This is a genomic window from Algoriphagus aestuariicola (genome assembly GCF_017254835.1).
In the GTDB taxonomy this organism is placed as follows: domain Bacteria; phylum Bacteroidota; class Bacteroidia; order Cytophagales; family Cyclobacteriaceae; genus Algoriphagus; species Algoriphagus aestuariicola.
Genome location: NZ_JAFKCW010000003.1, coordinates 151,351 through 167,040, shown reverse-complemented (window position 1 = coordinate 167,040; position 15,690 = coordinate 151,351). Strand labels below are relative to the sequence as shown.

12 protein-coding genes are annotated in these 15,690 nt (G+C 50.0%); 11 read left to right on the top strand and 1 reads right to left on the bottom strand.

The features are described 5' to 3' along the window. Nucleotide 1 precedes the first annotated feature (1 nt). From mraY to ftsZ, 8 genes are all read left to right on the top strand, one after another. The gene (gene mraY / locus J0A67_RS13260) at nucleotides 2-1,213 is read left to right on the top strand and encodes a phospho-N-acetylmuramoyl-pentapeptide-transferase (protein WP_206569848.1); all 1,212 of its coding nucleotides are present in this window, start codon (nucleotides 2-4) and stop codon (nucleotides 1,211-1,213) included. Between the two features lie 4 nt (nucleotides 1,214-1,217). Beyond that, a complete protein-coding gene (gene murD, locus J0A67_RS13255) occupies nucleotides 1,218-2,573 on the top strand; it encodes a UDP-N-acetylmuramoyl-L-alanine--D-glutamate ligase (protein ID WP_206569847.1) in 1,356 nt (451 codons plus the stop codon). Beyond that, nucleotides 2,570-3,754: an FtsW/RodA/SpoVE family cell cycle protein gene (locus tag J0A67_RS13250; protein ID WP_206569846.1), complete on the top strand. Its 1,185-nt coding sequence runs from the start codon at nucleotides 2,570-2,572 to the stop codon at nucleotides 3,752-3,754. The genes murD and J0A67_RS13250 overlap by 4 nt, the downstream gene beginning before the upstream one ends. Nucleotides 3,755-3,766: 12 nt before the next feature. Continuing rightward, nucleotides 3,767-4,876, top strand: coding sequence for an undecaprenyldiphospho-muramoylpentapeptide beta-N-acetylglucosaminyltransferase (gene murG, locus J0A67_RS13245; protein WP_206570422.1), 1,110 nt, complete (start codon nucleotides 3,767-3,769; stop codon nucleotides 4,874-4,876). Continuing rightward, a complete protein-coding gene (gene murC / locus J0A67_RS13240; protein WP_206569845.1) occupies nucleotides 4,873-6,279 on the top strand; it encodes a UDP-N-acetylmuramate--L-alanine ligase in 1,407 nt (468 codons plus the stop codon). The genes murG and murC overlap by 4 nt, the downstream gene beginning before the upstream one ends. After that, complete coding sequence (locus tag J0A67_RS13235) at nucleotides 6,276-7,031, top strand: cell division protein FtsQ/DivIB (protein ID WP_206569844.1); 756 nt, start codon at nucleotides 6,276-6,278, stop codon at nucleotides 7,029-7,031. Before murC ends, J0A67_RS13235 begins: the two co-directional genes overlap by 4 nt. Nucleotides 7,032-7,041: 10 nt before the next feature. Further along, nucleotides 7,042-8,349: a cell division protein FtsA gene (gene ftsA / locus J0A67_RS13230; protein WP_206570421.1), complete on the top strand. Its 1,308-nt coding sequence runs from the start codon at nucleotides 7,042-7,044 to the stop codon at nucleotides 8,347-8,349. A 122-nt stretch (nucleotides 8,350-8,471) separates the two neighbouring features. After that, nucleotides 8,472-10,115: a cell division protein FtsZ gene (ftsZ, locus tag J0A67_RS13225; protein ID WP_206570420.1), complete on the top strand. Its 1,644-nt coding sequence runs from the start codon at nucleotides 8,472-8,474 to the stop codon at nucleotides 10,113-10,115. Between the two features lie 3 nt (nucleotides 10,116-10,118). On the opposite strand, the gene J0A67_RS13220 is transcribed toward ftsZ, so the two are convergent. Next, nucleotides 10,119-10,643, bottom strand: coding sequence for an NADPH-dependent FMN reductase (locus tag J0A67_RS13220; RefSeq protein ID WP_206569843.1), 525 nt, complete (start codon nucleotides 10,641-10,643; stop codon nucleotides 10,119-10,121). Nucleotides 10,644-10,738: 95 nt separating this feature from the next. Between J0A67_RS13220 and J0A67_RS13215 the strand changes: the two genes are divergently transcribed. From J0A67_RS13215 to J0A67_RS13205, 3 genes are all read left to right on the top strand, one after another. Next, the gene (locus J0A67_RS13215) at nucleotides 10,739-11,557 is read left to right on the top strand and encodes a purine-nucleoside phosphorylase (protein ID WP_206569842.1); all 819 of its coding nucleotides are present in this window, start codon (nucleotides 10,739-10,741) and stop codon (nucleotides 11,555-11,557) included. A gap of 120 nt (nucleotides 11,558-11,677) precedes the next feature. After that, nucleotides 11,678-14,089 carry a TonB-dependent receptor gene (locus J0A67_RS13210; RefSeq protein WP_206569841.1) on the top strand — a complete coding sequence of 804 codons (2,412 nt, stop codon included), beginning with the start codon at nucleotides 11,678-11,680 and terminating at the stop codon, nucleotides 14,087-14,089. Then, entirely contained in the window at nucleotides 14,082-15,182 is a 1,101-nt protein-coding gene (locus J0A67_RS13205) for a DUF4249 family protein (protein WP_206569840.1), read from the top strand. The genes J0A67_RS13210 and J0A67_RS13205 overlap by 8 nt, the downstream gene beginning before the upstream one ends. The last annotated feature ends 508 nt before the right edge of the window (nucleotides 15,183-15,690 follow it).

Here is a 15,690-nt window from a genome sequence, read left to right as displayed (position 1 = left end):
TATGCTTTATCCCATTTTTGACTACCTAGATCGAGTGCTGGACATCCCCGGAACGGGCGTGTTTCGCTACATCTCGTTCCGTGCGGGGATGGCGGCAGTTTTCTCCCTGATTATTACGATCACCTTTGGGCAAAATATCATCGCCTGGATCCGTCGCAGACAGATTGGCGAAACCGTGCGCGACTTGGGCTTGGAAGGGCAAAGCCAAAAGAAAGGCACCCCTACCATGGGCGGGCTCATGATCATCGCCGCCATCCTGGTTCCCACGCTGCTATTTGCAGACCTGGACAATATCTACATCATCCTCCTGTTGATTTCGACGGTGTGGCTGGGCCTGATTGGGTTTTTGGACGACTACATCAAAGTGTTCCGCAAAAACAAGGAAGGACTTAAAGGGCGGTTTAAGATCGTCGGGCAAATCGGAATCGGGATCATTGTAGGGTCTACGCTCTATTACAACGACGATGTGGTGATCCGGGAGTTTTCCACGCCGGTCTCCATCGAGGAGGGCATAGTTGAGACGCCTTCCTTCCAAGACGTCAAAGCGCTGAAGACCACCATTCCTTTTGTGAAAAACAATGAGCTGGACTATGGGAAGATCTTGGGATTCCTGGGCGAATCCGCCGTGCCAGTACTCTACATCCTCGTCGCCATCTTCATCATCACGGCAGTGTCCAACGGAGCCAATATTACCGACGGTATCGACGGACTGGCGGCAGGAACATCCGCGATCATCGGCTTGGCGATCGCAATCTTCGCCTATTTAAGCGGTAACGCCATCTTTTCCCAGTACCTCAACATTATGTATATCCCCAATTCGGGAGAGCTGGTGATTTTCGCTTCGGCATTTATCGGAGCCTGCATCGGCTTCCTCTGGTACAATGCCTACCCTGCGCAGGTATTCATGGGAGACACTGGCTCGTTGATGCTCGGTGGAGTAATTGCGGTGCTGGCTCTTACGCTTCGCAAAGAGCTGCTGATCCCCATCATGTGCGGGATTTTCCTCATCGAAAATGTAAGCGTGATGCTCCAAGTGAGCTACTTCAAATACACACGAAAAAAATACGGCGAGGGCAGGAGGATTTTCCTCATGTCGCCGCTTCACCACCACTACCAAAAAAAGGGGATCCATGAGGCCAAGATCGTGACGCGGTTTTGGATTGTGGGAATCCTTCTGGCAGTCATCAGTCTAGCGACTTTGAAATTGAGATAGAAAAATGAAACAGATAGCCATCCTTGGAGCCGGAGAAAGCGGATTGGGAGCAGCGGTGCTCGCAAAACGGGAAGGCTATGGGGTTTGGGTTTCTGATCTGAGCACTATTTCGGAGCAAAGGAAGCAGTCGCTTCGGGAGGCCGGAATAGACTTTGAAGAAGGCGTGCACAGCAAAGCAAAAATCCTGTCTAGCGATTTGATTATCAAAAGTCCGGGCATTCCAGAGAAAGCTCCCCTGGTAAAAGCCGCGAGGGAAAAAGGCATTCCGGTGGTTGATGAGCTTGAGTTTGCTTTCCGCTTCAGCAAAGGGAAAGTCATCGCGATCACGGGTACCAACGGAAAAACCACGACGACGCTTCTGACCTATCATCTGCTTCGGGAGGCTGGATACGATGTAGGATTGGCCGGCAATGTAGGCCAAAGCTGGGCTGCTCAATTGGTCGAAAGAGACCATGATTGGTGGGTGATTGAAGTGTCGAGTTTCCAAATAGATGGCTTTCAGACTTTCAAGCCGACGATTGCAATCCTGACCAACATTACTCCAGATCATCTGGATCGCTACGAGTATGAGATAGACAAATACATCCTTTCCAAGATGAGCTTGTTCGAGAACATGACTTCCCAGGAAAAGGCGATTGTATATCTGGAGGACTATTTCACCCAGAAGGGAATGGAGCTAAAGCCCTTTCTTGCCGAATTGCATGGGATTTCATTGGTGGAAAAACAACCGAAAGGGGCATTCAGCGATGGGGAAAACTTAGAATATACCGTCGAAGGTAGAACAGAATCGATCCTCGTATCGGCACTTTCCATTGCGGGCAAGCACAACATTCTGAACGCGCTCTGCGCCGGTACTGCTGCCTTGTTGGTAGGAGTGAGCCGAGAGCAGTTGCTGGCAGGCTTTGGCTCCTTCAAAAATGCCCCGCACCGCATGGAGCTGATTCGAGAGGTAGACGGAGTAAGATTCGTCAACGATAGCAAAGGAACCAATGTGGAATCGACTTTCTATGCGCTATCGAGCTATTCCGAACCTTTGGTCTGGATCGCTGGAGGAGTAGACAAGGGAAACGATTACTCGGTCTTGAAGCCTTTGGTATCACATGGAAGGGTGAAGGCCCTGATTTGCCTTGGCAAGGACAACGAGAAGCTCAAGGGTGCTTTTTCCGGAATTGTTTCGGAGATCAAAGAGACCCAGGATATACGCCAGGCGGTGGCTTGGGGACAGGAGCTGGCTGGGTCGGGAGAAGTTGTTTTGCTTTCTCCGGCATGTGCCAGCTTCGACTTGTTTAAGAATTATGAGGACCGTGGGGAGCAATTCCGGTCCGCGGTTTTGGGATTGATAGAAAAAGAAAACGCATGACAGCACTGAAGGCATGGATAGACGAGCAGTTTAAGGGCGATCCCATCATCTGGGCGATCGTGATTTTGCTGTCTTTGTTCAGCATCCTGGTGGTGTATTCAGCGACCGGGACTCTCGCTTATAAAACAGCAGGCGGGAATACCGAGCTTTATCTGTTTAGGCATTCCTTCCTGGTGTTCATCTCCCTTTTTGTGATGTGGCTTGCCCACAAGATGCCATACAGGAAATATGCGCTTTACGCGCGTCTGTTCATGTATCTGTCCATTCCGTTGCTGGCATTCACCTATTTCTTTGGGTCGAATATCAACGACGCCAACCGTTGGCTGACGATTCCGGTTATCAATCAGGCTTTTCAGCCTTCGGATTTGGCCAAGCTTTCTTTGATAGCGGCCTTGGCTGCTATGCTGGCCAAGCGACAAAATAACATCAAAGACTTCACAGGGACTTTTCTGCCGATTATACTTTCCATCGGGGTGATCTGCGCACTGATCGGAATGGCCAATATGTCGACGGCGATCTTGCTTTTGGTTACCTGTCTTTTGATCATGTTTATCGGTCGAGTGCCGGTGAAATACCTCGGACTGGTCATCATGGTCGGAATGTTGGGACTGACGATCGCGGTTTTTACCGGACAACGGGGAGAGACGTTCTGGTCACGAATCGAAGCGTTTTGGGAATCGAAGGATGATGACAGCAAGATCCCCTTTCAGGCGGAGCAGTCGTATATCGCCATTGCAACCGGCGGGGTTACTGGTAAAGGTCCGGGCAATAGCGAGCAGCGCAATTCCCTTCCGCACCCCTATTCGGATTTTATCTATGCCATTATCATTGAAGAATATGGCATGGTGGGCGGAGCCACGGTGCTCTTTCTATACCTCGCCTTACTTTACAGAGGCATGCGTATCGTCGCCAGTTCCAACAAGGCCTTCGGAGGATTGCTTTCCGCAGGTTTGAGTTTCGCCTTGGTTATCCAAGCCTTGGTCAATATGGCCGTGGCCGTAGGGCTAGGGCCGATCACTGGTCTTCCGCTTCCGCTCCTGAGTATGGGAGGGACGTCGCTGGTATTCACCGGGACGGCTTTGGGGATTATCCTGAGTGTAAGCCGTGGGGACCATTCCGATGAGGTTACCGCCCCCGCTCCGGAGATGAACCGAACAAACAACAGATTGAGAACAGCATAAACCCAAAATAACATCAACACGCCAAAAACATATCGAATTCTCATCAGCGGTGGAGGCACCGGCGGACATATCTATCCCGCCATTGCCATTGCCAACGCCTGGAAGGAAAAGCATCCTGCCAGTGAGATTCTGTTTGTGGGTGCTTTGGGAAAAATGGAAATGCAGAAAGTGCCTGAAGCAGGCTACCCAATCAAGGGCCTTCCCGTAGCGGGACTTCAGCGTAGCTTGACGCTCGACAACCTGAGCTTCCCTATCAAGCTTTTGAAAAGCTTGAGGATTGCTTCCAGAATTGTGAAGGATTTCCGCCCTGATGCCGTCGTCGGAGTCGGCGGGTACGCAAGCGGACCGGTGCTGTACGCGGCACAAAAAAAGGGAGTGCCTACGCTGGTGCAAGAGCAAAACTCCTATGCCGGCTTGACCAACAAGCTTTTGGCAAAGCGGGCCAATGCAATCTGTGTGGCGTATCCGGATATGGAGAAATTCTTTCCTGCTGATAAGATCCGGGTCACCGGAAATCCGGTAAGGAAGGACATCCTGGACTTGTCAGGAAAAAAAGGAAAAGCAATTGCGCTTTTTGGATTAGCTGCTGAGCGCAAGACCATCTTGGTTTTGGGAGGCTCTTTGGGAGCCCGAACGCTCAACCAGGCGGTCCTGCAAGACATGAAAAACCTCGAATTGGAAGGCTTTCAGTTGTTGTGGCAGTGCGGCAAGTTCTATTTCAAGGAGATGCTGGCTAAGCTGGAGGAGTCTGGATTGAAACACATTCACCTGAGAGAATTTATCCGAGAGATGGATTTGGCCTATGCAGCGGCGGATGTGATCGTGTCCAGAGCAGGAGCGCTCTCGGTTTCGGAACTCAGTCTGGTGGGCAAGCCGGTGATCTTCATTCCTTCTCCTAACGTGGCCGAAGACCATCAGACCAAGAATGCCATGGCTTATGTAGAGCATGGAGCAGCATTGCTACTGCGGGATTCGGAAGCCATTGGCCGATTGAAAACAAAGGTCGATGGCCTGTTGCAAACCCCCGAGTATGTGAAAACACTTGGGGAGAATATAAAGAAACTGGCTAAACCGGATGCGGCGAATGCCATCGTGGTAGAAATCGAAAAACTCGTCAAATGATGTTTAAGGGCATATACAAGGTATACTTCCTCGGAATCGGCGGCATAGGCATGAGTGCCTTGGCCCGATGGTTTCGTCATGAAGGGTTCCCTGTCGCAGGGTACGACAAGACCCCTTCGCCTTTGACAGAGGAGTTGGAGAAAGAAGGCATGGTGATCAGCTTTCTGGATTCTACGGTAGAGATTCCGTTTGACTTTACCACCAATCCGGAAGAAGTTTTGGTGGTATGGACTCCTGCCATTCCAAAAGACAGTGTTCTTTTGAATTTCTTCCAGGCACACTATACGCTGAAGAAGCGCTCGGAGGTGTTGGGGATGATTACCAAAGAGTTTCACACTATTGCGGTGGCCGGAACGCACGGCAAGACAAGTACCTCTTCGCTGGTGGCTCATCTTCTGAAATCAGCAGGAAAGCCTGTGGCGGCCTTCTTGGGGGGAATCACACAAAACTACAACAGCAACCTGATCCTCCCTGGTAAATCAAAAGAGCCGACTTTAGTCGTGGTGGAAGCCGACGAGTTTGACCGCTCCTTTCTGAGACTTTTTCCCAACGAAGCTGTCGTCACCAGCGCCGATCCAGATCATCTGGATATCTATGGCGATGAAGAGACCATCTTGGCGGGATTTAGGGATTTTATCAAGCTTTTGGACAAGAAAGGAAAGCTCTATATCCAGACCCATGCATGGTATCGCTTAGGTGAAAATCTTGGTATCGCTGCCGGAATCAGGGAGTATGGACTGAGATCCTCCGGCATCCATGCCGAAAATATCATTGCCAAGCCCGGTGTTTTCCTCTTCGACTACATTGGTCCGAAGATGCAAATCAAAGGATTGGAGCTGCGTATTCCGGGATTCCACAACGTGGAAAATGCCTTGGCAGCCATCGCCATAGCCGTGGATCATGGAGCTACCGAAGATCAGATTCGTGCCGGCGTCAAATCATTCCGTGGGGTGAAACGCCGTTTCGAGATTCATTCGGCTGTTCCAGGTCATATCTACATCGACGACTATGCCCACCATCCCGAGGAAATCAAGGCCTGCCTAAGCTCTGTCAGGGCAATGTATCCTGCCCAGCGCCTGACGGTGATCTTCCAGCCTCATCTCTTTACGCGGACGCGGGATTTTGCACCGGGATTTTCTGAAAGCCTTTCCCTGGCGGACGAAGTGGTCTTGCTGGATATCTATCCTGCACGTGAGCTGCCGATTTCGGGGGTGACGTCTGAGATGCTCGTGGACGGAATAAAAGCCAAGAAAAAAACTTTGATAAGCAAGGCGCAGGTAATGGACTACCTGAAGGAATCCCGACCCGAAGTCCTCGTGACGATGGGTGCCGGAGATATAGATCGGTTGGTACCGGGCATAGCTGAATGGATGAATTTGCGAACAAAACCGGAGGAAGCATGAAAATCAGCAGACTGAAGAAGCCGCTTGGATTTTTGACACTGTGCCTGGTATTGGTTGGGTTCATCGGCTTTGTGGAAAAACAGGCTCAACTGAAGTCCTTCGGGGGACTTGAGGTCGACTTGGAGGCGGTGAGCGGGGTGTATTTTGTCGAAGACAAGGAAATCGAGCAGATCATCCACTCGGCTTTTCCAGAGCTGAAAGCAGGGTTTCCAGTGACCGAAATTCCTCTGGCGGAGGTAGAAAAACGCCTCGCCGGACACCCTTTTATCAAGTCCGTGCAGGCATCGATAGGGCATAAGGGAATACTGAAAGTAAGGCTCCAGCAGCACGAGCCGATTGCCAGGATCGCACGTCCCCTAGGTGCGGACGGCTACATCACGAGCGAGGGATTGATCATTCCCACTTCGCCAACCTATACCAGCCGCGTGCTGATCTTGGAAGGCGACTACGCCGAAAAGCTCATGGACCAGGGGAGTGTGGAGGGCATGCCGGAGTTGATGCCTCTGATCCGTTTTGTGACAGAGAATGAATTTTGGAGTGCACAGGTGACCGAGTTGGAGATCAATAAGAAAGACGACATCCGCCTGCACCAGCAAGTGGGCAAGCAGGTGATCGAGTTTGGGGATGCGCTCGATATCGAGAGCAAATTCAAACGGATCGAAGTGCTCTATAAAGAGATTTTACCTAGAAAAGGCTGGAATGCTTACGAGCGGATCAGCGTGAAATTTAAGAATCAAATTGTTTGTGAATAAAAGCTTGGGTATGGAAAATGACAATCTTATCGTGGGACTGGACATCGGGACCACCAAAATCTGCGCAATCATCGGCCGCAAAAATGAGTTTGGAAAGCTCGAGGTGCTTGGCATGGGCAAAGCCGTGTCGGACGGCGTGGATAGAGGGATCGTCACCAATATCGAGAAGACTGTATATGCCATCCAAAAAGCCGTGGACGATTGCTCCGAAATGGCTGATGTCAATATCGGCGATGTGATCGTCGGCATAGCTGGCCAGCATATCCAGAGCAAGATCATGCACGGCAGCATCATGCGGTCTCAGACTGAGGATGAGATCACCGTGGAGGATGTGCGTCGGCTTTCCTCCGACATGCACAACATCGTCGTGCCACCTGGCAACAGCATCATCCACGTCATGCCCCAAGACTACACCGTCGATTATGAGGGAGGGATCAAAGACCCCGTCGGCATGGCTGGAACGCGACTGGAAGCGGATTTTCACATCATCACTGCCCAGACCACCGCGATCCACAACATCAACAAATGTGTGCGAAAGGCGAATCTGGAATCCAAGCAGCTGATTTTGGAGCCTTTGGCGAGCTCTCTCTCCGTACTCAGCGATGAGGAAAAGGAGGCTGGAGTCTGCCTGGTGGACATCGGCGGAGGAACGACCGATATCGCCATCTTCTATGAAAACATCATCCGGCATACTGCTGTGATTCCTTTAGGAGGAAATATCATCACCTCCGATATCAAGGAAGGTTGCATGCTGATGCAAAGTCAGGCCGAGCTGCTCAAGACCCGTTTTGGCAAGGCGATCGCCGAGGAGGCCAATCCCAACGAAATCGTATCTATCCCGGGACTGAGAAATCGTCCTCCCAAAGAGATCTCCATTCGAAATCTTGCATCGATCATCCAGGCCAGAATGGAAGAGATCATCGAAATCGTCCAAAACGAGATCATGCAGAGTGGCTACTACAAGAAGCTGGCGGGAGGAATTGTCCTCACCGGCGGGGGCTCCCAGCTTCAGTGCATTTCCCAGCTTTTCGAATATATGACAGGACTGGACACCCGCATCGGCTATCCCAACGAGCATTTGGGCAAGTCGGTGATAGAAGAGGTGAAGAGTCCCATGTATGCCACTTCAGTGGGACTTGTACTGGCAGGCTTCAAGGCTTTGGATGACCGGGAGGAAAAATACAGACGGCGCGTGGCCAATTCCGGCGCGCTCCCAAAGAATATGATCAAGCGGGAGGCCATTGCTTCCAACTTCTTCAAGAGCATTACCGAACGATTGAAAACGATCATTTCAGACGACATCGGAGAAGAATACTAATCACTAGGGCTTATGATTGGGGAGGTAATCAGCCTTGCGGACTACTTCCTTTTTTACCCCTTTTTTAGTCAAAAACATCACAATTGAAAATTTTCACCAAACCATAAAATATGTCAGATAACATGAAAGATTACAGATTTGACCTTCCAAAAAACCAAAAGTCAATCATCAAAGTAATTGGTGTGGGAGGGGGCGGTAGCAATGCCGTAAACCACATGTATTCTCAGGGAATCAAAGATGTGGAGTTTGTCGTGGTCAACACGGATGCCCAGGCCCTGAAATCCAGTCCTGTGCCTTTGCGACTACAACTTGGAGCCAACTTGACCGAAGGCCTCGGAGCCGGAGCCAATCCTGAGCAAGGCCGAAACGCAGCCATCGAGTCCCAAGAGGAAATCCGTGAGCTGTTGGCGGACAACACCAAGATGGTTTTCATCACTGCCGGCATGGGCGGTGGTACCGGTACCGGTGCTGCTCCTATCGTGGCCAAGATTGCCAAGGAGCTAAACATTTTAACCGTAGGCATCGTCACGGCTCCGTTTATGTTTGAGGGCAAAAAGAAAATGGCCGTGGCACAGTCCGGTATCGAGTCTCTGAGAGAAAACTGCGACACCGTCCTTGTGATCCTCAACGACAAACTGCGCGAGATCTATGGCAACCTTGCAATCCGTACTGCTTTTAGCAAGGCAGACGATATTTTGACTACCGCCGCAAAATCCATCGCCGAGATCATCACCATCCATCAGGATGTCAACGTGGACTTTGAGGATGTGAAGACCGTCATGAAAGATGCCGGAGCTGCCGTAATGGGATCGTCTACCGAAGAAGGCGAAGGCCGTGCCATCCGCGCAGCTGGCGCAGCGATTTCCTCTCCGTTGCTCAACAATGTGGACATCAAAGGAGCTCAAAAAATCCTTCTTTCCATCATGTCCGGCGAAGACGAGGAATTGTCTATGGACGAACTCAGCGAGATCACCGAATATATCCAGGAGAAGGCAGGTGATAATGCCGAGGTCATCTTCGGTCAAGGTATCGATCCGGAGCTGGGCAAGGCGATCCGCGTTACTGTGATAGCGACTGGCTTTGAGATGGACAAGCTGTCCGACAAGACCAGAGCTAAGGAAAACGGCAGCATCGTATCGGCATTTAATAATCCGGTAGCCAGCACGCCTGTAGCTGCTCCAGAGGTGGTGAAGACCGTGATCAACTTGGACTCAGGCAAAAGCCAGCAAGTAAAAGAAGAGCCGATTTCCGGTGGCGCTACCTTTACCTTCAGCCTGCCAAAAGCGCCCGCTCCTGCGCCTGCCAAGCCGGTGGTCGAGGAAAAAGAAGAGGAATTCGAATTCAACTTCTCCCCCGTACTGCAACCAGAAGAAAAGCCTGAGCCTAAAGTAGAACCAAAAGTGGAAGCAAAGCCTGAAAAGATCGTCTTTGATCTAGAGGAAGAGTCCACCAAAAAGCCTCAGGTGATGCTTCCGAAGGAGTCTGAGCCAGTGCCACAAGTATTTGCCAACGACTACTATGAGCAGATGAAGCAGAAGGCGATTCAGAGAGCGCACGAGCGATTCGAAAAACTGAAAGGCAGCCGAGTGTTCAACCCAAGCCCAGATGAGCTAAAGGAAAAAATGAATGTGCCTGCCTACCAGCGGAAGAACGTGGTGCTAAACGAGCCTCAGCACAGCTCAGAGCCAGCGATAAGCAAGTACAATCTGAACGACGAGAACGAGATTCTTGGCAACAACAGATTTCTGCACGACAATGTGGACTAAGTCCTAAAACTCAAGCAGCATGTCTGCCTGGGTGTGCAGCAAGTCCAAATACAGCCTGTTGGTGAGCAGGTTATCTGACATATTTTGCTCGATTTTGGCAAGCTTCGGCTTGAGAGCAAGGACATGCATGCCCAGATAATGGAAGATGTCGGTGAGGTGGCTCAAAGCGATGCCACCCCCGCCTATTCCAGACGAAATTCCCACCAAAGCACATTTTTTGTTCCGAAAAGTGTTCGGATAAGTCATCCCGTCAATGAAGGATTTTAGGATCCCTGGAAAGGACCCATTGTATTCAGGGACGATGAAAACAAACTTTTTCCCCTCTTTTACGCGGCTGTGGAAGGCGTTGTATTCTTCATTGCGACCGTTGTTTTCGTAAAGTGCCGTTTTTATAAAGTCAGCAGGAAGACGTTCCAATTCCAGTATCTCCGATTCAGCGCCTTTTTCACGAAGAATTTCTTGATAGCGACTTGCGATGAGCTTCGATATTGAGTTAGGTCGGTTAGTTCCTACGATGATCTTGATCATGGGGTAAATTTTCTGTATCCTATACAAGCAGGCCGGGGGAAAAGTTCTCAGCCTAAACCAATCTTATATCTTTACCCGAAAATCAGCAAAAAACTATGGACTACCTCAAACAAATACAGGAAGCTGTTTCATTTATCCAAAAGTTACATCCTTCTGCCGTTCCGGTCGGGATCATATTGGGGACTGGATTGGGGAGTTTGGGCAACCAGATCGAGGTAGAACTGGAGATAGATTACAAAGATATTCCCCATTTTCCGCTTTCCACGGTCGAGAGCCATTCAGGCAAGCTGATTTTTGGCATGTTGTCGGGCAAGAAGGTCGTCGCAATGAAGGGCCGCTTCCACTATTATGAGGGATATTCCATGAAGGAGGTCACCTTTCCGGTTCGCGTCATGAAGGAGCTCGGAGTGTCGATACTTTTGGTGTCCAACGCATCAGGGGGCTTGAATCCGCTTCAGGAGGTGGGCGATGTCATGATTATTAGTGACCACATCAGCATGTTTTCGGAGAACCCGCTTCGGGGTAGAAATTATGATGAACTCGGGCCCCGATTTCCGGACATGAGCGACACCTACTCGCTGGCTTTGATGGAACAAGCTTTTGAGATCGCCGATTTGCATGGTATCAAGCTCCATCGAGGTGTGTATGTAGGAGTTGAGGGCCCAAACCTGGAGACGCCAGCGGAATATCGCTACTTCCGGATAATAGGAGGCGACGCGGTAGGTATGAGTACCGTACCGGAGGTGTTGGTAGCAAGGCATGCCGGGATGGAGGTTTTTGGGATCTCGGCGATCACCGATCTGGGTGTGGAGGGAAAGATTCACAAAGTGTCCATTGCCGATGTACTTGCGGCAGCGGCCAAGGCGGAGCCGGTGATGGCTTTGATTATTCGGGAGCTAGTAGGCCGAATATGAGAGATGAATGCTTGTAGGATTGTCGGGTCTTGACCCGATTTTTTTTTCTATCTCTGGCAAAGCTTGTCTTTTACGCAGGTGGTTTAGGAAGTTTCGGCTTATTTTGTAGTTTGTAGGGGTATGAAATCACTGGCCCTGTTACTTTTAGGTTTGATTATTTCGTTTGAAGGCTGGGCCCAGACGGATTCCCTTTCCTTTTCTTTTGGAAAAAAGGAAGGAGTGCATGCCAAGACCTACGTCCTTACAGGCAAGATCACCATGAAAGAAGGGGGGCAAGCGCTTCAGGGCGTTGGAATTCATGTGGACGGTCTTTTCACTGGGGTAAGTACCGACAGGTTTGGAACCTACTACCTCCAGATCGAGCCGGGGGAACACCGGGTAGTATTCAGGCACCTATCCAATGTTCCCGTTTTCACCAAGATTCTGCTCTATGACAATGCCGTGGTCAACTTGGAAATGGTGGAGAAATCCTATGAACTCGAAGGGGTGGTTGTCCTCTCGGAGGAGCCGGATCGCAACGTGCGAAACCCGATCACCGGGATCACCAAGCTGACCGCACAGGAGCTGAAAGCTATTCCGGCCTTTCTCGGAGAGGCGGATATCTTCAAAGGCCTCCAGCTCTTGCCCGGCGTAAGTTCGGTGGGCGAGGGTACCTCAGGCATCAACGTTCGGGGAGCCAAGGCGGACCAGAACCTTCTACTGATGAACGAGGCCTTGGTGTTGAGTTCCAACCATGCACTGGGCTTTCTCTCCGGCTTCAATGCCGATGTCACGGAGACCTTCACGCTCTACAAGGGCAACCTGCCTTCCACCTTTGGCGGTCGTGCGGGTTCGGCGTTGAACATCCAAATGCGTCCCGGCAACAAGGAAAACTGGCAAGGGCAGGTGGGGCTGGGCACGTCCAACGGCAAGATCCTGATCGAAGGGCCGCTGATGAAGGACAAGGTTTCGGTGATTTTTGGAGGTAGGCTGTCCAATGTCAACTGGCTGCTAAACCAAGCCCGCGATTTGGACATCCAAAACAGCCGTCTAAATTTCTATGACGGGTACGTGGGGTTGAATTGGGATTTGGGGAATGGCCATTCTCTGGAAGCTAATACCTTGGTCACCGGTGACGACTTTCAGTTTTCAGACCAGTTTGGCTACGACTGGGCCAATCGGATCAGCTCACTGCGCTATAAGGGAATTGTTTCCGAGAATATTTCCGTGGCTGGACTTTTGGCCGATGGCAATTTCGACAATGCGTTTTTTGACCCGGAAGGTGTGGATGCCGCAAGGGTGGAAAATGGGATGCGCTATCAGCAGGGGAAGTTTTCAGCGACCTGGGCCAACGAAGACTTGGCGTTGACTGTTGGATTGGAGGGGGTTTATTACAAAGGAAAGCCCGAGCGAATGAGCCCATTCAATGAAGAATCAGCGGTGCAGAATCAGCAAGCGGGCAAGGAGAAAGGAGTGGAGTTATCGGGATTTCTTTCCTTCGAATATGAGTTGGGCAAGAATACAGGTTTGGTCGCCGGACTTCGCTACTCGACCTATTCTCAACTGGGTCCGGATACGGTGTACCTATACAATGAGAACGCTCCAATCAGCGAGGCTGAGATCAGGGGCGAGACCGTCTTTCCCTCAGGAAAGATCAAATCCTACTCAGGGCTGGAGCCGAGATTTTCTCTTCGTCAAAATCTCAATCCCACACTCTCCGTAAAATTGAGCTACGCCCGACTTTTCCAATACATCCAGTCCGTATCCAATACCTTTGGTCCGACGCCCATTGATCTGTGGCAGCTAAGCACAAGCTATATTCCACCCCAGCGCTCTGATAATTTTTCGCTTGGGATTTTCAAAAATTCCAAAGACAATAAGTGGGAATATTCCATTGATGCCTTTTATCGCATGAGTCAAAACCAAGTGGAATACCGGGATTTTGCCCAGATTTTTCTGAATCCGCATATGGAGACCGAGTTGGTTTTCGGGGATGGACAGGCCTATGGGGTGGAGTTTTTGATCAAGAAAAACCTTGGATTGGTGACCGGATGGCTTGCTTATACCTATTCCCGCTCGTTTTTTACCTCCCAGAGCGAATATGAGGAGGAGCAGATCAACGACAACGAGAAGTTTCCATCCAATTATGATAAGCCGCACGAGGTAAACTTTATCCTCAGCCGCAAGATGTATCCAAGGGGCTTGTTCAACTTCTCCGTCAATTATTCCACCGGTCGGCCAGTAAGTGCGGTAAATGCTTCCTACATCCTAAATGGAGGCTTGGTCGTGCCGGACTATTCTGTTCGCAACAAGTACCGAATTCCCGATTATTTTCGGGTGGATGTTTCCTACACGGTGGAAAAGGTGTTCTCGAAAAAAGGAGACAGCCTGAATTTCGGCATCTACAACCTTTTCGGACGAAAGAATGCCTACTCGGTCTTCTGGAAAAAAGACGGAGATTCCCAGCAACTTAGACCTTATCGGCTGGCGATATTAGGTTCAATTTTCCCATCAATTACATACAGTATTCAATTTGGAGGCAGCGATGAATAGGATAAAAATTGTCGGGTTAATTTGTCTTTTGCTGGGGTTAAATTCCTGCGTAGACCAGATTAATTTCAAGCTGGACAAGCCGGAACGGGAACGGCTCATCGTGTCGGGACTTCTGACGGATCTGAATGAGACGCAGACGGTATACTTATCAACTACCACTTCCAACGCTCGGGAACCGCTGAGTGTGGGGGATAGTATTTACGTAATGGATGACAAACCAAGGCCTTTTTCCGGGGCTTGGGTGAAGCTCATTGACGAGACTTCTGGCAAAACTTGGGATTATCAACAGCCCAAAGAGGGGCAGTACGAGCTTTACGGTTTTGTTCACGAGTCTCCGGACGCGCGCTATGTGCTGGAGATTGTCATGAGTGGGGCGGTGTATAGATCCGAGCCGCAAGCGATCCCTGAGGTGATCGGCTCCGATGAGCTGAGTGTCTCATTTGAGCGCACGAGATTGGGGGACAATCCCGACGCTGCCCAAGCGGTGATCAAAACCGACGTGACGCTGCCCGAGCAAGTAGGGGACTATTACCTGCGCTGGGCAGTGGACGAGGCCTACTTCTGGGATCTTACCTTTTTTCCCAATCCGTTTAATAGACCCCCGCCGCTCTGCGTAGTCTTCGATTTTCCCGAGCCCGAAAGAATCACACTGGTCAATGGGGATTTGCTTAATGCTCCCAGTGGCAAAACCAGCCAGATCGTGGCCAAAAGACTCGTGGACCAATCATTCCTCAGCCGACACTACTTTAATGTTCGCCAGCTGAGCATTTCAAGGGATGCTTATGAATACTGGAGACGCGTGGGAGAAGTTGTAAACAACACGGGGTCTGTTTTTGATACGCCGCCTGCCCCCATCAAAGGAAATCTATACAATGTGAACGACCAAAATGAGGTAGTTCTGGGGTATTTTGAGGTTTCCAAGGCGAAGATGACCCGCATCTTTACCACGTTGGCGGATGTGCCTTACTTTTTGGAGAAAATTTGTGTTTACGAGCCGGGCAAGTCACGAGATCAGTATGACCCAACCTGCCTAAGTTGCAATGCTTTTCCAAATAGTATCATGGCTTTTCCCGATTGGTGGTTTGATGAATGAAAGGAAGTGGTAGGGTCGAAAGGTCTAAATGTGGAGCTAAGAGCACTTTGTAAGTTGGCTTTTACAAGAAAAGCCCCTCTCAGAAGAATGAGAGAGGCTTTTGCAGGCCGGAATAAAATTATGCTGTCAGAATTTTAAGCAGATTCAAGATATAGTTCGCATCAAACGCGATTGTATTTCTATTGAGTTCTTCAAGGTCTTTCTGTGTTGGCGTCCTCAAGTTCAACTTTTCACAAATCCCATCAATTAGCGCTATGTCGTCAAAGTCTTCGATTCTATATATTTTGTGAAGATCGTCATCTGGATAAATTGAGAGATCATCCTCTTGAATAAAATTCCGGATTTCGTCGTGAACAACTTCAACGTGTTGCTTTTCAAAGCCTTTCGCAACTAACAGCTGTATGTATTCTTTTCGTGGAAGTTTTGGCCGACTTTCCTTAAGTCTCCGCAACTTTTTTTAATACCGCTTATTTTGAACATAGCTGAGAACTATAATAAGAAAAATGAT

What these genes read in the sequence shown, in the direction of transcription:
- J0A67_RS13250 (WP_206569846.1), top strand. Translation starts at nt 2,570, where the DNA reads ATGACAGCACTGAAGGCATGGATAGACGAGCAGTTTAAGGGCGATCCC.
- J0A67_RS13235 (WP_206569844.1), top strand. Translation starts at nt 6,276, where the DNA reads ATGAAAATCAGCAGACTGAAGAAGCCGCTTGGATTTTTGACACTGTGC.
- J0A67_RS13205 (WP_206569840.1), top strand. Translation starts at nt 14,082, where the DNA reads ATGAATAGGATAAAAATTGTCGGGTTAATTTGTCTTTTGCTGGGGTTA.
- J0A67_RS13215 (WP_206569842.1), top strand. Translation starts at nt 10,739, where the DNA reads ATGGACTACCTCAAACAAATACAGGAAGCTGTTTCATTTATCCAAAAG.
- ftsA (WP_206570421.1), top strand. Translation starts at nt 7,042, where the DNA reads ATGGAAAATGACAATCTTATCGTGGGACTGGACATCGGGACCACCAAA.
- murD (WP_206569847.1), top strand. Translation starts at nt 1,218, where the DNA reads ATGAAACAGATAGCCATCCTTGGAGCCGGAGAAAGCGGATTGGGAGCA.
- J0A67_RS13210 (WP_206569841.1), top strand. Translation starts at nt 11,678, where the DNA reads ATGAAATCACTGGCCCTGTTACTTTTAGGTTTGATTATTTCGTTTGAA.
- J0A67_RS13220 (WP_206569843.1), bottom strand. Translation starts at nt 10,643, where the DNA reads ATGATCAAGATCATCGTAGGAACTAACCGACCTAACTCAATATCGAAG.
- ftsZ (WP_206570420.1), top strand. Translation starts at nt 8,472, where the DNA reads ATGAAAGATTACAGATTTGACCTTCCAAAAAACCAAAAGTCAATCATC.
- murC (WP_206569845.1), top strand. Translation starts at nt 4,873, where the DNA reads ATGATGTTTAAGGGCATATACAAGGTATACTTCCTCGGAATCGGCGGC.
- mraY (WP_206569848.1), top strand. Translation starts at nt 2, where the DNA reads ATGCTTTATCCCATTTTTGACTACCTAGATCGAGTGCTGGACATCCCC.